Consider the following 23,628-nt stretch of genomic DNA (forward strand, 5'->3'; position numbering starts at 1 on the left):
CTAATGCCAACGATAATTTCTTTTAGAAGTGTAAGCCGTGGAGCTGGAGCATCTACCTTAGCAACTACCTTTGCTAAGGAAACAGCAAAATTAAAAGCGAAAGTGTTGTTCATTGAAGCGAACTTAGTGAGTCCGTCACTCGCAACAAATACAGGGTTTACACATCCTACAAAGAACTTTTTGAATCTAGTCAATCAAGGTAGTAATAGCTACAAAATTACTAACTATATTGTCACTAAAGATGATATGGACAAAAAAACATCTAACCAACTTTGGGGAATGGATTTGTTATCTGTACCAAAGTCTCAAGGGAAGTACGATCAAGTAAAGTTGGAAGATCCTAGCTCCTGGATAGAGAAATTTATGAGTACCCTCAAAGAGCTAGCCTATGATTATGTGGTTATTGATATCCCAACTGAACTAGATGAATTTACGTCCTATCCTATCATTACTGGTTCTGATCAAGTCATAAGTGTAGTCGAAGGCAAACCTAAATCATTAATGGAATTCAGAAACGAAAAAATGTGGCTATTAGAGAATAATTTATCGTTTGAGGAAACGTTGGTTATAAACAAACATGAAAAAGATTACCAAGGAGATATAGCAGAATTTATCAATGAAATGCCTTATCTCCCTATTCCATATGATCCATTTAGAGTTAGAGAAGAGTGGTTGCTTAAAATCGGTAGTGATTTAATCGATTTAAAAATTCAATCATTACAAGCGTCTTTAGGTGTTCAAGGAGTAGGCTATGTAGAAAAACCTAAAAGTCCAATCAGAAATCTTTTAAGCTTCGTTAGATAAAAAGGGGTGAATTGAAATTAGCACTAAGATTGATTTAATAAAAAGTAATAATGAAAAGCACGATAACAAAATCGATTTTTATGCAATGTCTTATGCAGACAAGCAAAGTAAAGCAAAGCTTCTAGGTGAAGCCGAGCAAGACTTAATAGATGAATCAGTAGAAAAACTTAGGAAATATCTAATTGAGACAAATAAAGCGTTGTTAGAGTCATCTTTCTTAGATCGAGAAAAACGTGACAAATTAAGTTCTAAGATATCTGAATACATTCAACGAAACAGTATTGCAATTCCTAATATTGAACAACAAGAATTAGTCAGTACAATTCTAGACGAAATCACAGGCTTTGGGATTCTCCAGCCTCTTATCGATCGAGAAGACATCACAGATATTTTTGTGAATGGAACAAAATCCATTCGTTATATTGGACCCGAAGGAGATACTTTATTCGTCGATCCTCTTACAAAAGAAGTAATTAACTTTTCAAGCGAAAGTGAGATTTTAAGGCTAGCTTATCGGTTGGTTAACGTTACTGAATCTACTTTAACAACTGCAAAACCTTATACAGACACTGCATTACCTAGACTTCGGTTAAACATTATGAAATCAGACATATCGGGAATTGGTACATCCATTTCAATTCGAAAAAGCTCTAGCGAGTTGAAAGCTACACGAGAACGCATGTTAGAAACTAATCAAGCTTCATCCGACGAGTTGGACTTATTTAAAGCAGCCGTTCAAGCAAAGTTGAAAATATTGATTGTAGGAGGCACAGGTACAGGGAAAACCGAGTTTATTAAACATTTAGCTCAGCACATACCTAACAACGAAAGAACGCTTGTAGCTGAAGATGATCCAGAGTTGTTTCTTCACGAACTATACCCTGAGAAGCACTTTTACACTTTCGAATGTCGTATGACTGGCAATCCTGAAACAGATATTCCCTATAGCATCGGTTTGAAATTAGGTCTTCGACAACATCCAAGGAGAATTATTGTAGGGGAAAGTCGTGGAGAAGAAGCGATGCAAATGGTTGAGTTTTTTGAGTCAGGTCATAGTGGCTTTACTTCTATCCACGCTGAAAGTAGCGAAGAAGCTCTTCAGCGTCTAAAGAAGATGTGTCTTCGATCAGGTGTTAATTTAAGTGGAGATGACATTCTACAATCTATCGCTGGTGCATTTGATTTAATCATTGTTATGGAAAAATTAGAAGATAACAATCGATATATAACTCAGGTATCAGAAATAGAAGGGTATGACTATCAAAACAATCGAGTGACATTAAATGATTTATTCTTATTTGATTACAAAAAAGAGAACTTTGTATTCAATGAATTAGGTGGGGTTGAACAATTAAACGGTGTTCACGAATTAAAAAATAAATTGTCACATCGACTCAAGCGAAAATTGTCACGGTCTCTAGCAGAACCAAAGCTCATTGAAAAATTAATATGAAGAGGTGACTCATGAAATTATTGTTCACTGTATTTCTGATCCTTCTTATCTACACTTTTATACGTGTAGTTTTTCAACCAAGAAGTTCTATAACTGAACTGATGATTGATGAGGATAATAAAGTACAAAGTAATGAAAAAGTGGGTAGCTTCAAATATTCAAAATTTAGCTTAAATCCGAAAAAGCTAAAACAAGAGGCTCTCGAGTATGAATGGAACTTGAACACAGGGAAGTGGCTATTAATATCGCTAGCATCAGTAATAGCAATAGCTTTATTCTCATACTTTAGTTTTGGAAAAGAAGAAGTGTTATTACTTTTTGGTCTCTTAGGATTCATCGTTCCTAGAATTCTTTTAAATCAAAAAAAGCGAAAACATCGTGTTATCTTGCTTGATCGATTATTAGTTTTTTTAAATGCTTTTACTTCTACACTCTTGGTCACTCATCAACCAGTAAAAGCATTAAAAGAAATCAAAGAATTGCAACATCATACAGTACAAGAAGAAATCGAAAAAGTGATTATCAATCTTTCTTCTGGAATTGGAGTTAAAAAATCTTTTTCAGGACTAGTAGATAAGTATCCCTTTAAGATGCTCAGTTTTTATGTAGATCAACTTGAAATAGCTATTGCTGATGGAGGAGATGGTACCTATAAAATATTGACCTCTGTAGTTAATGATATAGAGTCTGAAAAAACACTCATCGCTAAATTGAGAACAGAGCTAGTTAAAGAAAAAAGAGCCTTTTATCAAAACGCTTTATTTGTTTTATTGATGCCCTTTGCTTTTAATTTCATGCCTAAAATGGCTGAAGTACTCACTGGAACTCTTCCAGGAAAAATTGTTATCACATTTAATTTCCTAGCTGTTATTGGGATTTATCTCATCGTCAGAAAGCTAGCGAGTTTTAACCCGATGGCTGAACGATAAGGAGGGCATGTCTTGGAACTATTCATAACACTAATCTTGTTTATGCTTGTCACTTTCGCTTTGTATTTTATTTTGACTCCGAATAAAGGAGTAACGGCTTCAGATATCCTTCTGGAAGGGGGTGATCAGTTTCAAGAAAACAAAAACGAATTATCGAAGGCAAAACAAAGTAAGCACAAAAAAAATCTAGATCTGCAAAACAAGCTCCTGATATCTGGAATGAATATGACAGTGAAGAAATTTAGACAGACTAAAATTTTATATGCAGTTTTATTTACTACAGCTTCTTTAGTCTTTATGACCATGACTGGATCATTGTTATTTAAAGTTATGGCATGTGTTTCTCCTTTGTTATACCTCTATCCAGACTATCAATTGAAGCAAAAAATTAAAGCTGCTACTTGGAAACGAAAATTAGAATTACCAGGTTACTTAAAAATTGTTGCAACTTTGCTAAAGAACCATACGCCCTCGAAAGCGATCAAAAAATCAGTTGAGTATGCCGGACCTTACTTGAAACCATTCGTTGATGAGCTAGCAATGGATTTAGAAACTAGACCAGGAGACGATGAGGTTTTAAAAAAGTTCGCACAGAATCTTGATATAACCGAAGCGCATACCTTCGTTATTGCTATTAAACAAGCGTCAGAGGTAAACAAAGAGGGCGCAATTTCAATTTTAGATGACCAAATAGAAGTCATGGATAAATTACGTCACGAAAACTATAACTACTTGATATCGACTAAGCCTTTAGCCTTCGCAAAATGGAACTTCATTGTAGTTATGCTGATTCTACTTTATCCGTTCGTCATCGTATATGTAACGTTCACAGAAACAATGCAATCAATGTAAAACAGAATGGGGAGAAAAAAATGAATTTAATGATTATCTTAACAGTAGTTTTACTAACAGTAGTGCTAGCAAAAGTGTTAGCGCCAAAATGGGCGACATCAGAGGTTTCACAGAACTCTGCAGATAACGGTATGTGGACTGTAGGAGTAATCTTCGTCGGGATCATGGCCGTCGGCTTGATTTACGCAGCACTTCAAACAGCATACACAAATTACGGCACACGATTGAAAGATACTTCAACTAAGGTAGATCCAACCACTTGGGGCAAATGATTTAAAAACATAAAAACAGAATGGAGAGAGAAAAATGAACTTAATGATCATCTTAACAGTAGTCTTACTAACGGTAGTGCTAGCAAAAGCGTTAGCGCCAAAATGGGCGACATCAGAGGTTTCACAGAACTCTGCAGATAACGGTATGTGGACTGTAGGAGTAATCTTCGTCGGGATCATGGCCGTCGGCTTGATTTACGCAGCACTTCAAACAGCATACACAAATTACGGCACACGATTGAAAGATACTTCAACTAAGGTAGATCCAACCACTTGGGGCAAATGATTTAAAAACATAAAAACAGAATGGAGAGAGAAAAATGAACTTAATGATCATCTTAACAGTAGTCTTACTAACGGTAGTGCTAGCAAAAGCATTAGCGCCGAAATGGGCAACATCGGAAGTTTCACAAAACTCTGCAGATAACGGTATGTGGACTGTAGGAGTAATCTTCGTCGGGATCATGGCCGTCGGCTTGATTTATGCAGCACTTCAAACAGCGTACACGAATTACGGCACACGATTGAAAGATACTTCGGTCAAAGTGGATCCATCAACATGGGGTAAATGATTTTTTAGGAGAGCAGAGAGAAGGTATTGTACCTCCTCTCTTGCTTTTAAGAGTAAGAGGAGGGACTATACGTGCAGAATACTGCTGCAACAGCAATTTTCATCACACTTCTACTTGTTCTCACTTTGCTAATTCCAGAGGGGTTAATGATGAGTAATGAAAAGACAAACCTTCAAAATTTAGCAAATGATGCAGTAGAGTTAGCCGAAAGACAAGGTGGTTTCGATTACGAGTATGAAGGTGTAAGACATTCAATAGTTGGTCAAATAGAAAGCCGAATGAAGAGCGAGAACTTAGAAGGTTATAAAATCTCGTATACAAAAGGACCTGTACAACATAATGACCCACTTTCATTCGAAATCGAGGGAACATATCGTTATCAAATCTTCAATTTACTTGGCATTACGAATATGGACTTCCCTTTACATGCTAAAAAGAATGGAGTAAGTGAGGTGTTGTTTAGATGATAAGGTCTCCACTTCAACATATGGATCTAGATAAATTGTTAAGCATTCTCACAATAGATAGATTAATACTTATCGGTGCGATATTGCTTTTCCTTAGTTACATTGCTGCAAATTTGTACACAGATATTAAGTATCGAAGAACATCGAATCTCAAACACGCAGTATCACTTGTAGCAGGGTTGTGTTTTTTCAATTACATGCATGAAGGAAGTTTCATCATTTTAATCGTGATGTTAATTAGCCTGATTTTTGGATTGATTTTAGAAAAAATGAAAAGCTCAAGTCCAGGGGATACCAAAATGTTTGTTGTAATGAGTGTATGGATCGCTTCATTTGCTCCTGAGAATCTTATTCAGCAATCTTTGATGTTTTGTATCGTAACGTATGCCTTTCAATTACTGTTTGCTTGGGTATCTTGGATTAAGAAAAAAGGCTTTAAAAATGCCCTTAGAGAGCAAAAAGAGCAAGTAATTATGTTACTGACACCAGGAGCTCCATTAGGAAAGGAAATCATATTCGAGAATTGGCCAGGTGCTGTTAATATGTGTTTAGGAGCAATCTTAACACTATTAGCAGGAGGACTATTGATATGAAAAAGGTTTGGACTACAGAACACTTAAGAAAAGAAGAACGCAGATGGTTTAAAGCAGTATGGATCTTTGCTATAGGATCAGTCTTATCAATTCTATTAATGATTTCTACATTGTTTTTATCTGAATCACTAACAGTTGTAACGTTCAGAATATCTGACATAGTTTTTTACGCCGTACTAGCTTATGTAACAATTTTTACTCTTTTATATTTGAAAGTTTATAGAAAAGTAGATTTTAAGAAAGAAGGAAAAGATTTAAGAGAACATCTACAAATAAAAAAGCTTTCTTTTACCAAATTGAACGATGGAAGTTATGAAATGCATCACAAGTTGTATTTAAAAAAAGAAATGAAAAAGATGCGTCGAGAGGGTCTTTCTACAGATGAAATAACAAAAAAATGGAAGGAACAACTCGTGGAAGATTTTAAACGACTCGAGTCGTTTATAAAAGAAAAAGAAGCAAAAGGTGAATCAGTAGTTATACACACCTATACACATATCAGAATGTACAAAACTTGGATCAAAATAGCCCGAGATGTAGGATTGTTTTTTGAAGTGATTGAAGACAACAATCAGAAACCAGTAGGATTTAAATGGCGTGAGTGGAAAAAAGGTGTCTATCGTACAAGTGGCAAGAAAGCGAAAAAAGACTCTATTCCAAAAGCAAATGAGTGGAATAAGTATGTCCTGACCTCTAAAGACCAATAAAGACGCATTTTTAACTACCAATTATTGGTTCGTATTGCATCTTTATATCACTTTGTGACATTATGAAGTTAGAAAAGTCTTCTTCTTCATAACCTGTACACGAAGAAAATCTTTAGAAAGAACAGGGATGCTATATGCCATTTAAAACATTTGCGGTACGCAATGAAGTGATCCTACCCATCCATTACCTTAGAGGTTTAAGCAAGTTAAGAGAACAGGAAATGGGATGGAATGAAATTTTTGATAACGGTCTTGGAGTGGTTAAAGAAATCAAGGAACGAAATCATAAAATAATTGCCCCACCAACAACCGGTGTACGAAAAGAGCGAATGGGACATGATTTTAAAGATGGCGTTTTTGATGAAATGAAAGTATATGCAAAGCACTTCGGCTTAAAACAAGCAGAATTGATTGAGCTATTTGCTTGGATATACTTCTCCACTCAATTTACTGAGCAGGAAAAAGAATTTTTCCGACTAAATGAATGGATCTTTTATGTCGAGAGTGATTCTGACACTGAATAGTAAATCTTCACTTCTAATCCTGCAGCTTAATAATAATTAGCTGAGGAGACGACTTTATGATGCTAAAAATTAAACTGGCTTCTTTTGCACTTAAGCATTGGAAGGAGCTAGCGGGCGCAGTAGGTGTAATCTTAGCGATTATTCTTACTGTGCCTTTTCTTGTCTTTACAGGTTTTATGCCTGGAGGAGAGGAGGACAAAGTTAAAGAATATGCGAACGTAGCGAGTGAATTCGGTATAGATTGGCAAGAGCTTATCGCTTTTGATATGGTGCGTTTTGACAATGATTTAGATCAGGGTGATCCAGAAGAAGCAGCATTGTATTTTATAGAGTTGAGTGTAGAAAAGCTAAAGATAGAGAATGTTAAATGTGAAAAGAAAAATAAGAAAGGCGAGTGTATTAAAGGCGGAGGAACGATAGAAAAAGTAGTCTCGAAAAAAAGCTACAAAGGTAAGAAGCAAATTTTGTCTTTCATAAAAAGTAGTGGTAGTAGCACAAAAAACATAGCAGAATCGTTAAGGGAAATTGGGGCAAAATCAAACTATAGAGTGTCTATGTCTTCACACGGGATAGACGAAGCTATGGACCTTGCGAAGTTTACTAAAGTGATGAAAAGAGACGTTAAACGTATTCTTGATAGTGGGATGCTCATGGAGATGTATCCTGATCTTCAATCAGTATCAGGAGGAATTGGTCTTTGTATTGGTGACGTGGCTCCTGGAGGAAGTGCTAAAGGCGTTACAGACAACGTGAAAGGATACAAGTCTCTTATTGAAAAATATGCAAAGAAATATGGCGTAGAACAATACACAGGATGGCTTATGGCTATGATGCAACAAGAAAGTTCAGGAATGGGAACGGATCCAATGCAAGCTTCAGAAGGACCATATAATACGCGATATCCTAAAGGACCTAATGGTATTCAAAATGCTGAATACTCAATCCAGGCAGGTGTACAGGAGTGGAAAGCATCGATACAAAAGGCTGGAGGCGATATGATGATCGCTGTTCAAACCTATAACTTCGGTGGCGCTTTTTTACCCTGGATCAAGTCACATGGAAACAAATATACACTAGAAAAAGCACAAGAGTTTTCTAAGTATTGGTGTTCGTCGCACCCCTCTCAATTAGGATGTGGTGATGGGGTACACGGAACTCCTCAACATGCCATGATGGTGTTGAAGTATTATAACAACCCTGGTAAAGCATCATGCGATTCGATGGGTGGAGATTTCATTGCGGGTAAGGGTGATTTCATTTCTCCTATGCCAAAAGATACCTACACTAAAGGGACCTGGCATCAATTTAGATCGCCAGCTTGGCACGCAGGTGTTGATTTGAACGTTCATTCTTGGGCAGATGAAGGGAAGATTGGAATCTATTCGATTGCTGCAGGCAAAGTAACTAGGGCGGAATACTCATCGTCTTACGGAAATGTTGTGTATATCAAGCACAAGGTGAAAGGTAAAAGCTTTGAGTCGGTATACGCTCATCTAGCTTACACACCGTTAGTTAAAACAGGAATGAGTGTCAAGCAAGGTCAAAAGATCGGAATGGTAGGGAATACGCCTGGAGTTCCATGGTCCACTTTCCCACATTTGCACTTTGAAGTACATTCTCCAGCGTGGACTGTCGATAAAAAGAATGCAATTAATCCAGAACTAGTAGTAAAGGGGCTGTTTTGATGGGGTACAAACGATTTATTTTGATTTTAATCGGTACGTTTATAGTTACGACCACCTTGATCATTACAGCTGCAGTAAAAATTGGTGAAATCAGACATGAAAAACAGGAAGTTGAGACTTCAAAAAGTGAGTCTCAAGAGCCTCTTTCTACATTTTTACATGAACTTCCTGAAGTGAACGTAAAGAGTAGAGCTGAAGAGTTCGGTAAATCGGTCGTAGATGGATATTCTTTGTTTAGCTACTTCTCACCTGAAGCCTTTGGGGTAAAGGGTGCACCTGAAGTAATTGAAGGTCCAAATGGAGAAAGCCCAGAAGAGATGGATCAATTAATTATGGATAAGGTGAAACCTTATGGTTTCGTGAAGGAGTATAAGATAAAACAAATGAAGGATGTTGAGAGTAATACTGAAGCTTTATTTGAATTCACTACGGCTAAAGAAAAAATATATGAGATAAAGCTTTTATATAACGATAAAGGCTTAATAATCACTAAAATAGTTAAGGATTAAGCAATAAACAATCGTGTTTTATAGTTATTTATGATATAATTAAACTATAAAACAAGGGGGAGATATACATGAAAAAACTCCAAAATGCCGATAAAATGCTTGAACTATTACCAGGGTTTTTAGCTTCTTCTGCAGCTGAAGGATTGCCTATCGAAGAAGATCTAGTAAAGAAAATCAAAGAGATGTTGTCATTAGGGTTAGATCCTACTGAAGAAATTGATGCTTACTATGATGAAAAATTAAAAGAACTATCTTCTAACACGTAAGGGGAGGGAACAAATTGACTACAGATCCTTATTCTCAAGATGGTGTATTGAAGAATAAATTTGGTGAGAAAGATCCAAAAAAATTGGAGATTTTAGAGAAGAGATCTACGATTCGTGGCTGGATTAAATTACAAAACGAATTGATAGCTACTCCGAATTTAAAGCTAGATACTGCTTTAATAAAAAAGATTCATAAAAACTTATTTGAGGATGTCTATGATTGGGCCGGTCAATATAGAACGGTAAACATCGTTAAAGGAAAAACGATGTTTGCAAATGCTCTGTATGTACCAGCTGCACTAGAAGATTTAGTTACAAAGTTAAATAGGGACATTACCTCGAAGTCCATTACATCTAATAATGTAAGTGAAAAGTTAGCTTATTATTATGGTGAACTGAATATGATCCATCCATTCCGAGAAGGGAACGGACGTACACAGAAAATATTTATTGAAAAAGTAGCAGATAAGCTTGGTTATACTCTCCAGTTGGAGAAGATAGATTCTAAAAAATTACTCGAGGTAACGATTGAGTCGGTAAATGGCACTGGACGCCCTTTAAAAAAAGCCTTTGAAGAGGTAATTGTAACCAAGCACTTTAAAAGTCAATCTGAGCAACCACATATAAATAGTAAAAGTGTTACTTCAATAAATGTAAGCAAAAACAACTATGATTTAGAGAGATGAACTAAACAAGGGCTGAGTCAGAACTTCTTACGAAGTAAATGACTCAGCCCTATTTTTATTGAAAAAATAAACTATTGTTTTTAGTTATCTGAAAAAGGTTATTATAAGAACATACATTCTTATTTTGGAGGGGTGCGAAGTGTATAAAGATCGAGGCAATTTAAAATGGATCCCGTTTCTTATGCCGGAGCATAAAGCATTGTTGTACGAATATTACAAAGAGAAGCAAAAGATTCCAATGCCAGAATTGGATGAACAGATGTTATCAATTTATGATGAATTTTTAACAGAAGCCCTCTTTAAAGGAAGTCAGGTCAAAGCTTATTATTTCGAAAGCAAGGATGGTGAAATAAAAACATTTAAGGGTTATGTGCAAAAAATAGACGAGTATAAAAAAAGAATAGAATTAGTATCTATCAAAGGAGAAAAGAAATTAATTCCATTTGGTTCAATTACGAATCTTGAATAAAAATTAGCGTGAAGGGTTTAAAGTTTATTGAATATGTAAACAATCATAGTAGAAAGACTTAATAAAATATATGATTTAAAACCTATACAATAATAGGTTAAACTAAAAATAGGACCTAGTGGTGGTCACTAGATCCTATAAGAGAAATTGCTAGATTGTTCGACGCTTTTAAGAAAATTTCCTTGAAAGACTTTGTTTTAATAACCTTTGCTGTTGGAGCAGCAAAGGTTATTTTTTGATTTGCTTTTTCTTATCGCTTTTGTACTTCGTATTAGTTTTTTTCGAAGAAATGCGTTTAGAAACAATGGTATAGATTGTAGGGCAAATGACAATACTCCAAAAAGAAGTAAGCATTACTTCAATTGTGTTCAATTGATGATACACCGTCGTTTCTCGCCTTTATTAACAACCTGCATACTAGCTTCTCCTATTAATAATATATCCACTAGTTAGATGTAATAATCACGTTCATTTCATATTTCATGATACTAAATAACTTATGATGTAATCATTTGAGTTAATGCAGGAATAAAAGGAGAGAGAATTGTCATGTGATTAGCGGCACTTGTTATAAATTTTTGGTATGACTGAGTGAAAGCAGAAGTATTTTGCGTGCTTTCCATATTGTTTACTAATAATCTCAACTCACGCAACTCATCTTGATTATCAACATTTTCGCTAAGAATTTTTTTTATTTCATCGAATACTTCATGATTTGAGGCGTTTACTACATTGATTGACTGATCTGTCGAATGATTATTAACTCGAGTATTGGCGCCATTAAGGTTATACACGATTGATTGAGCAGGTCGTTGTAGTGCTTCTCTTTCTTCATATTCAGCCCTTGTTAAGAAGAAGCATTTTTTTTGAAAAACTTCTCCATCAACAATATCAGAAGTAATATCCCGAATAAAAAATACATTTTTCGTTACTTTACCTTCTAACCAATCTCCTATTTGAATATCTACTTCCGGTACAAAACCGATGAATTTTAGATTACTTCCCTTTTCTGTATTCTTCAATCCTCTAACAATACCTAAATTTTTTTTATTCCGTGTCAGCTCATAGTCTTCTCCATAAGAGCCTAAAAATGATTTGATATTTAACATTATGTAGTGTCCTCCTCCAATCGATTAAGTATGTACCCTGTAATTATAGTTTAAAATTACCAATAAATGAATTATATAAAACGGTCGTTTAATATAAAAAACTAACACGCCGATAAATTTAGTATAATAAGCAGGAAAGTGTTATATTTTCTCGTATATTAATCAATATCTATTTATCAATGGGATTTAACGTTTTATATAAAAAAACCCCTCGCTACGAGATCATTGTTTGCTCGAGCAAACAAAAAACAGGAGGTGCCTTGATGGCGAACATCGGATATGTCAGAGTATCGACCATCGAACAAAATTTAGAACTGCAGCTTGATGCAGTTAAAGCAGCTGGTTGTGAAAAGATTTTTGAAGAAAAGAAGAGCTCAGTAAAAGATCGCCCAGAGTTTGAAGCTTGTATAAATTATTTACGTCCTGGAGATACTTTAGTCGTTTGGAAATTAGATCGCTTAGGTCGTCAAACTAAAAAGTTACTCGAGTTATCAGAATGGTTAGAAGAAAACGGTATAGGACTAAAGATAATTACTTTGGGTGTTGATACCAATACACCAGCTGGTAAGCTGTATTTCACGATTATGGCAGGTCTTGCAGAAATGGAGAGGGAATTAACCATTGAGCGAACTAAAGCAGGATTAGCTGCAGCAAGAAGTAGAGGGAGAGTCGGTGGTAGAAAGCCGATTGAGCAATCAGTCATTGATAAGGCTAACATGATGTTTGAAGCTGGAATGACTGTAAAAGATATTTGTGATGTCTTGCCACTGAAACCCCCTACGTTCTATAAGTACCGCCAAAAAAAAGCTGAGGAAGTATGAGGTGTAATGATGCCTGGAGAAGTAATTGCAGTCATAAGTAACAAGGGCGGGGTATTAAAAACTTCCATGACAACAAACCTTGCCGGTCAACTTTCATTAATTGATAAGAAAGTCTTAATTGTTGATATGGACATACAATCAGATGTAGCCGTAACATTTGGTCAAAATCCGGACCTGTTAGAAGAAGATGTGGAATTTTCTTTATATGATGCACTCATTAAAGGTGCAGATCCTAAAAAAGCATTAGTCAGTGTTGATAAGAATATCGATCTTTTAGTTACGAATGATGATATGCTCTCGTTTGAGTTCGATGTATTGTTGGATGCAAGACAATTTCCTACACAAAAGCGATTTTCATTACTTAAAGAAGTGATTGAAAAAATTAAGATGGATTATGATTATGTATTAATTGATACACCAACAAGTTTTGGGCTAATACAAGGGAATATTTTAGTGGCGTGCCAGGATATGATTATTCCATTCCAACCCGAAAAATATGCTATGCGATCACTACAGAAAACCTTGAAGATAGTAAACGATTTTAAGAGTCAAATGAATCCTGAGTTGCGTGTGCGAGCAATCGTCCCTACATTGGTCAATCAACGAACACTCTTACATAGAGGGATTATGGAACTTTTACAAGATTATGCGATGAACTCGAAGATAAAGGTGACTAGAACGTTTATACCGACAACCATTGAATTTGCTTCAAGTGTTGGTTTTGATCAGCGGCCTCTGTCATTAGCAGCTCCTACTTCTAAAGGTGCTAAAATTTATAATGAATTGTTAAAAGAATTAAAGCTTGGATAAGGAGACTATAAAATGAGTAATAAAGAAAGAAAGCTAATGGGTTTTGATGAAGTTGCTAAGGATCCATTTGATAACGCTAGCAATAACAATAGTGAAAATGTGAATAATAGCGCTCTTAAAGAAATTTTGAACGCTAAGAGGAGTAATACTGTGTATACAGGTTTTTATATAGAAGAAGATTTATCGAAAGTTTTAAATAGTCTTCAGCAAAAAGGGCAACGAGGAGTGAAATCTGCTACTGTGAATCTTGCATTAAGAGAACTATTTAAAAAAGAGGGATATCTATGAGTTATGAAGGACTGTTTGGAAAGGAATTATACTCTGAAAGGACATTTCCTACAAATTATGATGTTTTGAAGTATGATAAAATACCAAAAAAGTTAAGAGTTCAAATTTTTCAACAGATGCTTACGATTCATATGGATGGAGATCTACAATTAAAAGAGGACGAGTATACTAAGGAAGATATTTTTTACAATATAATGCTCGTTTTAAAACAAAGACGAGGAGTCCTCTCATATAAAGATTTACTTCCTGATAAAGCTCGTAATGAATTAGAGTACAGAAATCATGTTAAGATAACTGCTCCTTATCTGGTAGGTGAGGAATTAGAATTTTATACTCTTCTAATTTTTGCTGATTCTAGCGACTACTTATTGATTTTAGATCTAATAGAATTATTATCTTATTGGATGAACGATATACTTTTAGATTGGTCTTCAGAAATGGTCGATGGCATGATTAATGAGTTATTCCGTATTAATGGGGTGGGTTATGAATTAATAAATAATATGATTATTCATAAGGGGAATGAAATCATTCATAAAGATGTTGTTCGTCCAACTCTCTATTTTTTATCAGATCCAACCTATTCTGGTGCTAACAGTGAAATGCTACAAGCTTTTAAAGATTTTAAACAAAATAATTTTAAAGGTGCTATTCACAATGCAAATAATGCTTTTGAAAGTACAATGAAAATAATTATTGAAAAAAATAAGTGGCAGTTAGTTACTCCCAACCCTCGTCAATCAGTACCTACATTACCAAAAGCAACAGCATCTGTATTAATCCACACTATAGATAAGAACGTAGCTCTTGAAAGTTTCGAATTATCAACTCTTAAAGGGTTAAAAGATACATTGCAAGCATTAGCAACTCTCAGAAATAGTCATACAGGTCATGGGCAGGGATCAGAGATAAAAGAGACCTATATAAGACACTGTGAGTTCGCTTTGCATACTGCAGCAACAAATATACTGTTTTTGATCAGAACATATGGATAAAAGGAAGAAAGGCTTATATCCTTTCTTCCTTTTTATTTTAAAACAAAGCTAGCACTAATGCTATTGCTAATAGTAAAGGATTTTATTTTTTGTTGTTTATTTTGTAGGTATTTGTGATATAATTAATCATAGTAAGAGGGGTGATTGTATGAAACGCTATAATTTTTATGTATCAAAATCTGTTAATAGAGCTTTCCAGGCGAAGAAGTTTGGACGACAAGGTAGTAAGCAACTTCGAGAAGTGTTGGATAAAGGATTAGATAAAGCTGAACTAATCAAATACATTCGTGACAATAAAATGAGTGACAAAAACGACGTAGAAAAAGAAATTAAGTTGTTAACTTTAACTGAATTTCAGAGTAAAGAAATTGATGATCTTTGTGACAGCTTAAAACAGATGGGTTTGAATGCTAATAGATCTACAATCATCGAATATCTTCTTACCGTCTTAGAACCTAAAGGGCAAAAAGAATTAAAAAAACGTATGTATTATGTACCGAAAGACATATTGGAGTTACTGGATGTTGCCATAAAAAAACAAACTACAACGGTAAATTCTAATGGAACCTTTGTACGGAGAAAAGACGAGATCATACGGTTTATAGATGAAGGTCTTTATAAGCCGTTAGAGAGCTTAAGAGAATACGAGCTATACAACCGTTGGTCAGATGAAAAGCATCAATTACAGCTTGTTTTAGACTTAGATACCGATGAATATATTGGCGAACAATCCATTCGATTGTTTGGGAATGATGAATCAAAGAATCGGATTAAAATTTTATGTGATGTATTTAGGCAGTACGTTAAATACACCGAAGAAGACACTATGAGTAAAATTAGAGAGGTGAAATTACTAATGCATAAAGCAATTGAACGCTCTGTTGATCTTGTAGGATGGAATGAATCAAAAGAAATTGTTAATGAAGTTATGGAAGTATATGAATTAGAAGGGGGTCAAACTATGTATCCGACTGGCAAAGAAGAATTAGTTTATCCAGGGCATGAATCAGAAGTAGAGTACACAACTAAAAAAACTAGCGAAAAATAACCTTGTCCTATATAGCTTTTCCGAGTATTGTTAATGTAATGCGAATAATTATGGAATATTTTTTACAAAGAAAATTAAAAATGAAATGCTTGATAATATATAAAAACTAAAATCGAATAAAGGAAAAGGACCTGAATCATAGATTCAAGTCCTCAGAGAACATGCATACCCACTCAATTGTCTTTGGCCGGACGGGAGATGAATTTGCTGTTCTAATTAACATACTTATGACCTCATATTAGCATGCTTAAACATGTCTGACAAGGTTATAAGTATAAAAAGCGTGACCTCCAATATACGGGTGTGCATGTTCTCTGTTGCTTTTACTAAAAATCAACGGGAGCAGCATACCCTTTTTGTGTGCTCTTCTTACTAGTTGGAGGAGAAGTCTGATGAACTCGAGTCTTTCTAAAAGTCCTGTAAGACAGCATTCGTATTTAGAACAAAAAGTTTTAGAAACTATTTTTGGTCGTGGAATTGGATTATATGATAACTATGCCAATAATGTACCGAGATCAATCAAACAAAAGTGTGATTTTGAGTTGAAGACTCAGGGAAGTATCCGGGTTGCTTACAGTAAAGAAAGTATTTCTGACCTCTCTTTAGGAGGTCAAGATATTGCCCGAAGTATCCAGGGTATTTTGCATTACCATAACAATAGTCATACTGGAGTAACCCATTTCACTCCAAATACATATTATAAGGCCGTAAAGCCATCTGACATTGCCGATGAAAACTTAAGACGAGTTAGAACATATGGTTTCGATATCGATCAAAAAACTTCAGTACAACAGATCCTGTTTGCTTTCGAAGTAGCAGGAATCCCATGTAAGCCGACATTGATTTTAAAAACTCCAAAGGGAGTGCAATTTTTTGTTGTGTTCGCAGATAATGAAGCGTGGTACGGTTCAGCTGCTGCTATTCAATATGCAAAAGCTATTGGAGAAGCATTACGTTCTTCTTTGTATGAACAAGGCTTACAAATTGATTTGAACAACTCACTTTTTGGATGGTCTCGCTTTCCAAGAGAAGAAACAATTATGTACTTTGAAAAGGAAAACGTTTGGTCTAAAAGTGAAGCTACTGAATGGTTTCAAGAATTAGGTCTAAAGCGGGGTAATAGTTTAGTCAATGGATCATGGTTAACTAGCAAGGCAGGACGTGCTCTTTGGAATATGGACGAAAAAGGAACTCGAAACATGGTAGCTTTTGAGCTAAGTGTCATGGCTAAAAGAGACGGATATGAGCTTGAAGATACTCTTATGATGCTGAAAGAGCGAAATGTAGTAGCTACCTATCCTATGGGCAACAGACGACTTGAGAAAGCCGTAAAAAGTGCATATAAGAAAGATTACTTTGTAAGACCAGATGTAGTTGAAATGATTTGTGGTGTTCGTCCAAAGTTACGTGGTTACTATAAGCACAAAAAGTCTAAAGAAGAACGTGCCTATGAAAAAATAGAAGAGCTTGTAGAACGCACTATTGATCACCTTGAAAAAAGGTTGCCCGTTGGGGAGGGGGGCAGTCTGTCCATTAGTGCCTCACAACTTGCAGAAGAAATGAATCATGAAAAAGCACAAGTCAAAAGTTTGACTCGTGCTTTTAAGAAAGTTTCAAAATCTAAATTCATTATTCGTAAAAAAAGAGATTTAAAAGGTAATGTAATGAAAGGTAGATACGCTGGATTCGTTATTTATCGGACCCAGGACTTCATGCTGGAGATCTCCAAACAGAAGCAGAAGATTCAATTACCTGGAGATACATATAATGCATTATGTGCATTGGAAAAGACAAAAAAATACGCCTCAAAATTAATGTGTCAATTGCCAAAACACTTAGGTACCGTATCCGGCTCTCCACTTCTAGCTCTTATTTATAATACAGGTCTATTACCAGGTCCTGGTTTATGGTGGCTTACCGAGTGATCTTTCTTCAGGGTATGGTATTTGAAATATATTAACTCTCAACAAAGGATTTAAATTTAAAATTTAATCTCTTGGAATACTCCAGCGTATATTTTGCCAACCAAAATTAGACCATTTGCGCTCAATTTAGTTTTTTCAAATTGTATGTCTCCTATCATTTGTTGGCTATCTTCCATCATACCTAGTGATAGAAGTACTGGAATAAGGTGGGCTTTTAGCATTTCGTCTAATGAATTACTGTTAACATAGGTAACCCCTCTGCTTAATAACATATGATATTCCATTAGTAACTCTAATAAAGTTGGATATCTAGTTTTAAATCCAAATTCTTTTGCCTGGTTATCACCTATATCTACAGATCGGCTGGTTAAAGCGTACAAAATTTCTTCATACGTAAATGAACCTAATTTTGTTTGTCTTGACTCTGTTGAAGGGCGTGAAGTTACTTTAATCATGATTTCGTTTTTAGATTCTATTTTTTCTAGTTCTCGTTGCAGTCTTTTGATTTCTTGTAACAAGTGGTGCTTTTCTGCTCTAACCCATCCGTTTAGGCCTAAATGATCTTCAGCAGCTATGAGGCTTTCCACTACTCGTATTTTAAATTGTTGTTCATTATCGATATTAAGAACAGTATGTTTTGAAAGAACTAATCTTTTAAAATTGTAAAATTCATTCTTATATTTAGTTTCATGAATGTCTGGAATAGATATAAAACCAGATCTATCTTTTTGATTTAACATTTGATCAGATAGTTGAAATACAAAAATCGGCTTATTTAATTTACTAGCTATAAGATATTCGAAATCTATTTGACTCCTATTTGAAAATATTTGAGGTCCATACTTTCCACCAATGATTAATATAAAAATATCGGATTCTTCAATAGTTTCTGTTATGAGAGTCGAGTGCTGAATAGTAGGCGAAAAATCTTGTAAGAATTTAATATCTGTTGGGATATGTTTTGCGTCTAAAATAACCTGCTTTACAAATTCGTGTTCCTCGCTCAAATCGTGATAAGTAGATGATATATATACTTGCATCTTTTTCTCCAAAGTAAAGCTCCTCCTTATTACTAGTATGTATATAGTATCATTAATATCTTTAGGGCTCATAGAAGGTCCTGTAGCGCATATACATGCGACAGGACCTAACTACCGCTGACAGCCTACTCCGGCCGATAACGACGTTTCCTAAGCGCCCCTGGGCGCTAGGATCCGTACGTTCCTGTCCATCGTTTAACGGCTGCCACGGAGCGTAGGTCAAATTCAAAAGCATTATGCTAGCACTAGCGTTAACGCTAGCATTAAAAGAGGAAGTCCGGCCAACGCCGGACGAGAGCATTTTTCCGATTTGCCCCTCGGAGCGTACACTTCACTGACCAGGGCTGGAGATGGAGGACCCGAGCCTCTGCTTCGCTTCTCGGGATCCTCCAGCCCCTAGACCTGGACTCCTCATCAAGGGACGAAAACTTTGTATTATTCTCTGAAGATCGGAGAATAAAAGTTTCCTCAAGAGCTCCCTTGACACGTCGTAGGCAGCGAGTGTCCGCATACGGTGTCAAATCGGCAAAAATAAGCCTAGTGAGGCTTTTAGCGCCCCGAGGAGACAAAGACGGAAAAAACCAAGTTCGAAAACATCAAAAACGAAAAGAGGAAAAGCATGAACCCTAAAAAGCTATCAAAAGATTTACAAAATGAAATCGAAGAAATCTACAACATGACGTTTACTTACGAAAATTTATCTCAGATTCATGTTCGAGAAGTAGACAGAAGTAAGGAGTGTGGAAGTATAAAACTAATGTACTTTAACCTCAAAAATGAGACAGTTTCTACACTAGACTATCAGTACGACGAAGAAGAAGAGACATTTGAAAGAAGACTAATAGTAAGTTATTTAGAAGGAGATTGGTCCACCTTGATAGATCAAAAGTTAAAGGGGATAGATCCTGAAGACCTTTTAGATGACCTTAAGTCTGTATTTGATTTAATGACACTTACCCCATACTAAAACCACTTAACTAATTGGAGGAAAACAAAATGATGCATGCTACTGTTATTGTAGGAATGAATACTAAAAAAAATAGTAAATCGATTCAAAGAAAGCAATATTTCACACTACCACACCAAAAAGAAATGTTTTTCAATGCCCTGGAAAGCTATGATATTAACGATCAGATGGATCCGGTAAATTTAGAAATAAAAATAGAAGATGTGATGATTGAAAAGTGGTCCAATGTGACTGTAGACTATCGCGAATTAGAAAAGCTAAGTAAAGATGTGTACTGCTCTTCTTCGCTAAATGAAATCACTGAACATTTTGAGATGTTTCTAGAAGGCATTTAAATTTTAAAAATGTTAATGCTAGCGATAGCAATAATGCTAGCATTAACCTAAAACTTAAGGAGGGCATTATATGAGTGATTCAATTAATTTTAAGGTTTTTGTGGGGTTAGATATAGATATTAAAATGAGCAAGCTTCAAAGTCATATTCATCCAAAATCAAATAAACTTCAGATTTTGCAAGGGCTCCAGGAGATTATTAAGAAAGAGTTAGCAGCTGAAGTAAACTGTAATGTAAACACTCCAGGTCCAACTATAATGCGTTTCTATGATACTCATAATGAATTAGAGCATTTCACTGATATTCTAGAATCGCCTAGCTCGACAATAGGCAATTTAAATAATGTAAATCCTGAATTATATCCGGTTCTAAAGCACTTATCAGAGTGTGACGCCATGATAGAAATTGAAGATCCAGAGGATCCATATATGGTGACATTAAGTGAACAGGAGAATGAACATGAATAATACAACTTTGATGCACATCATAAACAAATTATGTACAGAAACGAATAATAGTAGAGAACGTCGGATAAGCGTTTCCGTACAATTAGGTGTCCTTAGAAAGGCATTTGGTTTAAAGAACGATGATCACTTAAAAACTAAAAGTGATCATCGTCTTCAACCAGTTTTGACTCAAGAGGAAATTAAAAATGAGGCACTTTGGTATAGTGAAATTTTTCAGCTGCAGCAGAAAAATGATCAACACGAAAAGTTAAGGGAAACGTTTATAGGTCTTTTAGCAACAATTGATGCAATTGAGATCTTCGATAAGGATTTAGCACTTAATATTAAAAGTGAATTAAACACAATTCTCCGTACTGGAGCAACAGTCAAGTAAGCCAAAAGAAGAAAGGAGAAAGTAGCTTTTGCTACATTTCTCTTTTTCTTCGAAAGGAAGTAATACTACGTATTACTATTGAATTGATTTTTCGCACGCATCGAGCGTGCGTTTTATTTTAGGCTATTCGTTTTTCTGAATGATGTTTTATAAACAAAAGCATAGGCCCCCTGTTCTTGTCACGTTAGTTCACTATGATTTTGTGGCAAGGGTGAAAAATAAACCCTTCATTCCATGATTTATAAGAACCAGGAAACTCCTCGACCTCATGCGTCGTCAAAAATTCTGATAGCTACGCTAGATTTTTGACTCCTCTGATCCCCGGAGTCTCACTGAACCTAATAAATATTCCAATCAGTTACGCTAAAGCGTATTTTTTTTTGCACTTTTCCTTGCCAAAAAATCATAACGTTCACTCAACAGACTTCGAACAGGGGAGATGGTCCTCGAATTTACAAAAGGAGTGAATCATATGTATTCGTCGTTTGAACATCTAAGAAGTGAAATTTCGCAAAAGCTCATCTATGAATATGGAGGAACTGGTTATCATGTCGATAGAAAAGGCAAAAAAATCTCAGTGAATTTTTTAGGTAATGATTATCTGTTTCATGTGACAGATTTTATTCTTGAATCAGATAGTAAGGTGAATGTCATTGATGACATTTTTAATTGGGAGTTGGAGCGAGTAACAACACATCAATATGAATCGGTATCAATTGATAATGTTCAAGAACTCCTTATTAATATTTGGACAAAAGAGAAGAAAGGAAGAACTGATTTACTAGCTTAATTGCTAGTAAATCAGTTCTAAGGAGAACCTATAATGAAACTACTAGAAATAAGATATGACGACGGAAAAGAAGAAGTAATTGAGTTACGAAATGAAGAAGATTTTCTTGAGTTTGTAACTCAACTTTGTTGGGAGAAGTTTCAATGGACACCTTTATTAGAAATTTGCGAAGGTATTATTTTTGTTCATTCCGAAACTTGGGAAGATGATTTTTTCTCTCAAGAGGGTGTTCAAGAATGGCTACAAAATAATATCGATATTGAAAATGATTCTGATGAAGTATTTTTTTTGAAAATAAAAAAACTGTTGAAAATTAGAATTTTTTAATTAAATATAATGCCTCTGTAGAATACATTATTCCAAAGAGGCATTATATTTAAAGATTAGATAATAGATAATATGACACGCCCGTTCTCATTTAAACGATAAATAAAAGAGTTTGTATCTATAGTTGATTCTACAATTTGATCTACTAAATTGAACTCTTGTAGAAACGGAACAACATTAGGAATCAAGAAATTTACCAACTTGTTGCTTGATCTGTCACTACTATTAATTCCTTTGAATAAAGCTTCATGAACAAATGGATTCTTAAGTAGTTTGTACATAGTAGTAGTCTCGGTTTGGAAACCAAATGAACCTAATTCTCTTACGGAAAATCTAATTATTTTAGCTTCTTTTGCTATCATTGGGCTTTTGTTGGTAACACTACCAACAACCTGTATTTGTTTTAAAGATGTATTTTCCGCTTTTAAACTTGTTAACTCATTTTCTAAAGAAATGATTTGATTTTCTAACTCTAAGTTCTCTAAGTTGTTAGAAGGAATTGATTCACTTCTAACCCATCCACCAATTTGAGGGTCGCTTTCAAAATTTTTTAAAGAACCCATAACAGCAGCATCAATTTGATAAATACTATCTAAATACTTAATAACACTACCAGTTTTAGTTTGTTCTACAAATGTAGCATGTTTTTCTGGATTATCGACTTCACGAAAATCTTTCATTGGACGATTGGATTGAGAATATTTATCTCTAATCATTTTGTCAGTTAAAATCAATGTGAAAATCGGCATTTGTTTCTCTAAAGCATATTCATATTCCAAATGAGTGTAGCTTTTTTGAGTAGCCGGATCTAAAGAACCGTAGCGTCCTCCTAGAATAAGCATAAAAACGTCTGACTCATCAATCCACTGTCTAATTACATTCATCTGGTCTTGATTATTTGCTTTAAAAAGCTCCATTCCAGCAGGTATATGGTTTGAATCTAAAACAGCCGTTACCGCTTGTTGTCGTTCTTCAATCAAATCTGTATAAGTAGATGATATAAACACTTGAAATTTCTTTTTCAACTAGTCTTCCTCCTAAATGTTCATACTTTAAATAGTAACATTTATTGACTGCAAATATTTAATCATTTGGGCTCATAGAAGGTCCTGTAGCGCATATACATGCTGACAGGACCTAACTACCGCTGACAGCCTACGTCGGTCGATAACGACGTTTCCTAAGCGCCCCTGGGCGCTAGGATCCGTACGTTCCTGTCCATCGTTTAACGGCTGCCACGGAGCGTAGGTCAAATTCAAAAGTATTATGCTAGCACTAGCGTTAATGCTAGCATTAAAAAGGAAGTCCGGCCAACGCCGGACGAGAGCATTTTTCCGATTTGCACCTCGGAGCGTACACTTCACTGACCAGGGCTGGAGATGTAGGACCCGAGCCTCCGCTTCGCTTCTCGGGATCCTCCAGCCCCTAGACCTGGACTCCTCATCAAGGGACGAAAACTTTGTATTATTCTCTGAAGATCGGAGAATAAAAGTTTCCTCAAGAGCTCCCTTGACACGTCGTAGGCAGCGAGTGTCCGCATACGGTG

At 35.4% G+C, this 23,628-nt stretch carries 31 protein-coding genes; 28 read left to right on the forward strand and 3 right to left on the reverse strand.

The window, feature by feature from the left end:
• Positions 1-3 precede the first annotated feature (3 nt).
• The 16 genes from AYO36_RS16185 to AYO36_RS16260 all read left to right on the forward strand — a co-directional run bounded on the left by AYO36_RS16185 (position 4) and on the right by AYO36_RS16260 (position 10,788).
• Complete coding sequence (locus AYO36_RS16185) at positions 4-804, forward strand: AAA family ATPase (protein ID WP_064301007.1); 801 nt, start codon at positions 4-6, stop codon at positions 802-804.
• A gap of 85 nt (positions 805-889) precedes the next feature.
• A complete protein-coding gene (locus tag AYO36_RS16190) occupies positions 890-2,257 on the forward strand; it encodes a TadA family conjugal transfer-associated ATPase (RefSeq protein ID WP_064301008.1) in 1,368 nt (455 codons plus the stop codon).
• Between the two features lie 11 nt (positions 2,258-2,268).
• Positions 2,269-3,186, forward strand: a complete 918-nt coding sequence (locus AYO36_RS16195; protein WP_064301009.1) for a type II secretion system F family protein — start codon at positions 2,269-2,271, stop codon at positions 3,184-3,186.
• A gap of 12 nt (positions 3,187-3,198) precedes the next feature.
• Positions 3,199-4,038 carry a hypothetical protein gene (locus AYO36_RS16200; protein ID WP_064301010.1) on the forward strand — a complete coding sequence of 280 codons (840 nt, stop codon included), beginning with the start codon at positions 3,199-3,201 and terminating at the stop codon, positions 4,036-4,038.
• A 20-nt stretch (positions 4,039-4,058) separates the two neighbouring features.
• A complete protein-coding gene (locus AYO36_RS16205; protein ID WP_064301011.1) occupies positions 4,059-4,310 on the forward strand; it encodes a hypothetical protein in 252 nt (83 codons plus the stop codon).
• A gap of 34 nt (positions 4,311-4,344) precedes the next feature.
• A complete protein-coding gene (locus AYO36_RS16210; protein WP_064301012.1) occupies positions 4,345-4,596 on the forward strand; it encodes a hypothetical protein in 252 nt (83 codons plus the stop codon).
• 34 nt (positions 4,597-4,630) lie between these two features.
• A complete protein-coding gene (locus tag AYO36_RS16215) occupies positions 4,631-4,882 on the forward strand; it encodes a hypothetical protein (RefSeq protein WP_064301013.1) in 252 nt (83 codons plus the stop codon).
• A 71-nt stretch (positions 4,883-4,953) separates the two neighbouring features.
• A complete protein-coding gene (locus tag AYO36_RS16220) occupies positions 4,954-5,349 on the forward strand; it encodes a DUF4320 family protein (RefSeq protein ID WP_064301014.1) in 396 nt (131 codons plus the stop codon).
• 20 nt (positions 5,350-5,369) lie between these two features.
• The gene (locus tag AYO36_RS16225; protein ID WP_156501878.1) at positions 5,370-5,942 is read left to right on the forward strand and encodes a hypothetical protein; all 573 of its coding nucleotides are present in this window, start codon (positions 5,370-5,372) and stop codon (positions 5,940-5,942) included.
• Complete coding sequence (locus AYO36_RS16230) at positions 5,939-6,649, forward strand: hypothetical protein (RefSeq protein WP_064301016.1); 711 nt, start codon at positions 5,939-5,941, stop codon at positions 6,647-6,649. Before AYO36_RS16225 ends, AYO36_RS16230 begins: the two co-directional genes overlap by 4 nt.
• A gap of 134 nt (positions 6,650-6,783) precedes the next feature.
• Positions 6,784-7,173, forward strand: coding sequence for a hypothetical protein (locus AYO36_RS16235; RefSeq protein WP_064301017.1), 390 nt, complete (start codon positions 6,784-6,786; stop codon positions 7,171-7,173).
• A 56-nt stretch (positions 7,174-7,229) separates the two neighbouring features.
• Complete coding sequence (locus AYO36_RS16240) at positions 7,230-8,858, forward strand: lysozyme family protein (RefSeq protein WP_064301018.1); 1,629 nt, start codon at positions 7,230-7,232, stop codon at positions 8,856-8,858.
• The gene (locus tag AYO36_RS16245; protein WP_064301019.1) at positions 8,858-9,367 is read left to right on the forward strand and encodes a hypothetical protein; all 510 of its coding nucleotides are present in this window, start codon (positions 8,858-8,860) and stop codon (positions 9,365-9,367) included. Before AYO36_RS16240 ends, AYO36_RS16245 begins: the two co-directional genes overlap by 1 nt.
• 68 nt (positions 9,368-9,435) lie before the next feature.
• Positions 9,436-9,633, forward strand: a complete 198-nt coding sequence (locus AYO36_RS16250; RefSeq protein WP_064301020.1) for a hypothetical protein — start codon at positions 9,436-9,438, stop codon at positions 9,631-9,633.
• 14 nt (positions 9,634-9,647) lie between these two features.
• The gene (locus AYO36_RS16255) at positions 9,648-10,319 is read left to right on the forward strand and encodes a Fic/DOC family protein (protein ID WP_064301021.1); all 672 of its coding nucleotides are present in this window, start codon (positions 9,648-9,650) and stop codon (positions 10,317-10,319) included.
• Positions 10,320-10,458: 139 nt separating this feature from the next.
• Positions 10,459-10,788 (forward strand): YolD-like family protein, encoded by a 330-nt coding sequence (locus AYO36_RS16260; protein ID WP_082874269.1) that lies wholly within the window; start codon positions 10,459-10,461, stop codon positions 10,786-10,788.
• Between the two features lie 497 nt (positions 10,789-11,285).
• Here the strand turns inward: AYO36_RS16260 and AYO36_RS16265 are convergent, their stop codons facing one another.
• The gene (locus AYO36_RS16265) at positions 11,286-11,897 is read right to left on the reverse strand and encodes a hypothetical protein (RefSeq protein ID WP_064301022.1); all 612 of its coding nucleotides are present in this window, start codon (positions 11,895-11,897) and stop codon (positions 11,286-11,288) included.
• Positions 11,898-12,160: 263 nt separating this feature from the next.
• On the opposite strand from AYO36_RS16265, the gene AYO36_RS16270 reads away from it, so the two are divergent.
• The 6 genes from AYO36_RS16270 to AYO36_RS16295 all read left to right on the forward strand — a co-directional run bounded on the left by AYO36_RS16270 (position 12,161) and on the right by AYO36_RS16295 (position 17,784).
• Complete coding sequence (locus AYO36_RS16270; RefSeq protein ID WP_064301023.1) at positions 12,161-12,718, forward strand: recombinase family protein; 558 nt, start codon at positions 12,161-12,163, stop codon at positions 12,716-12,718.
• Between the two features lie 9 nt (positions 12,719-12,727).
• Positions 12,728-13,528 carry a ParA family protein gene (locus AYO36_RS16275; RefSeq protein WP_064301038.1) on the forward strand — a complete coding sequence of 267 codons (801 nt, stop codon included), beginning with the start codon at positions 12,728-12,730 and terminating at the stop codon, positions 13,526-13,528.
• Positions 13,529-13,540: 12 nt separating this feature from the next.
• Positions 13,541-13,816: a hypothetical protein gene (locus tag AYO36_RS16280; protein ID WP_064301024.1), complete on the forward strand. Its 276-nt coding sequence runs from the start codon at positions 13,541-13,543 to the stop codon at positions 13,814-13,816.
• Entirely contained in the window at positions 13,813-14,811 is a 999-nt protein-coding gene (locus tag AYO36_RS16285) for an abortive infection family protein (RefSeq protein ID WP_064301025.1), read from the forward strand. Before AYO36_RS16280 ends, AYO36_RS16285 begins: the two co-directional genes overlap by 4 nt.
• A 148-nt stretch (positions 14,812-14,959) precedes the next feature.
• Positions 14,960-15,859 (forward strand): hypothetical protein, encoded by a 900-nt coding sequence (locus AYO36_RS16290; protein ID WP_064301026.1) that lies wholly within the window; start codon positions 14,960-14,962, stop codon positions 15,857-15,859.
• A gap of 392 nt (positions 15,860-16,251) precedes the next feature.
• Complete coding sequence (locus tag AYO36_RS16295; protein ID WP_064301027.1) at positions 16,252-17,784, forward strand: primase C-terminal domain-containing protein; 1,533 nt, start codon at positions 16,252-16,254, stop codon at positions 17,782-17,784.
• Between the two features lie 56 nt (positions 17,785-17,840).
• Here AYO36_RS16295 and AYO36_RS16300 read toward each other — a convergent pair whose 3' ends face one another.
• Positions 17,841-18,836 (reverse strand): DUF4062 domain-containing protein, encoded by a 996-nt coding sequence (locus AYO36_RS16300; RefSeq protein ID WP_064301028.1) that lies wholly within the window; start codon positions 18,834-18,836, stop codon positions 17,841-17,843.
• 607 nt (positions 18,837-19,443) lie between these two features.
• Between AYO36_RS16300 and AYO36_RS16305 the strand changes: the two genes are divergently transcribed.
• The 6 genes from AYO36_RS16305 (at position 19,444) to AYO36_RS16330 (ending at position 22,082) form a co-directional block, all read left to right on the forward strand.
• Positions 19,444-19,791 (forward strand): hypothetical protein, encoded by a 348-nt coding sequence (locus AYO36_RS16305; protein WP_064301029.1) that lies wholly within the window; start codon positions 19,444-19,446, stop codon positions 19,789-19,791.
• 29 nt (positions 19,792-19,820) lie between these two features.
• On the forward strand, positions 19,821-20,126 hold the full coding sequence (locus AYO36_RS16310; protein ID WP_064301030.1) for a hypothetical protein: 306 nt from the start codon (positions 19,821-19,823) through the stop codon (positions 20,124-20,126).
• A 70-nt stretch (positions 20,127-20,196) separates the two neighbouring features.
• Complete coding sequence (locus tag AYO36_RS16315) at positions 20,197-20,592, forward strand: hypothetical protein (protein WP_064301031.1); 396 nt, start codon at positions 20,197-20,199, stop codon at positions 20,590-20,592.
• Entirely contained in the window at positions 20,585-20,965 is a 381-nt protein-coding gene (locus tag AYO36_RS16320; protein ID WP_064301032.1) for a hypothetical protein, read from the forward strand. The genes AYO36_RS16315 and AYO36_RS16320 overlap by 8 nt, the downstream gene beginning before the upstream one ends.
• Positions 20,966-21,437: 472 nt before the next feature.
• Positions 21,438-21,755, forward strand: coding sequence for a hypothetical protein (locus AYO36_RS16325; protein ID WP_064301033.1), 318 nt, complete (start codon positions 21,438-21,440; stop codon positions 21,753-21,755).
• 33 nt (positions 21,756-21,788) lie between these two features.
• Positions 21,789-22,082, forward strand: a complete 294-nt coding sequence (locus tag AYO36_RS16330) for a hypothetical protein (RefSeq protein ID WP_064301034.1) — start codon at positions 21,789-21,791, stop codon at positions 22,080-22,082.
• A 56-nt stretch (positions 22,083-22,138) separates the two neighbouring features.
• Here the strand turns inward: AYO36_RS16330 and AYO36_RS16335 are convergent, their stop codons facing one another.
• On the reverse strand, positions 22,139-23,107 hold the full coding sequence (locus AYO36_RS16335; RefSeq protein WP_064301035.1) for a DUF4062 domain-containing protein: 969 nt from the start codon (positions 23,105-23,107) through the stop codon (positions 22,139-22,141).
• Positions 23,108-23,628: the final 521 nt, after the last annotated feature.

This window comes from Exiguobacterium sp. KKBO11 (assembly GCF_001644945.1).
Lineage (GTDB): Bacteria > Bacillota > Bacilli > Exiguobacteriales > Exiguobacteriaceae > Exiguobacterium_A > Exiguobacterium_A abrahamii.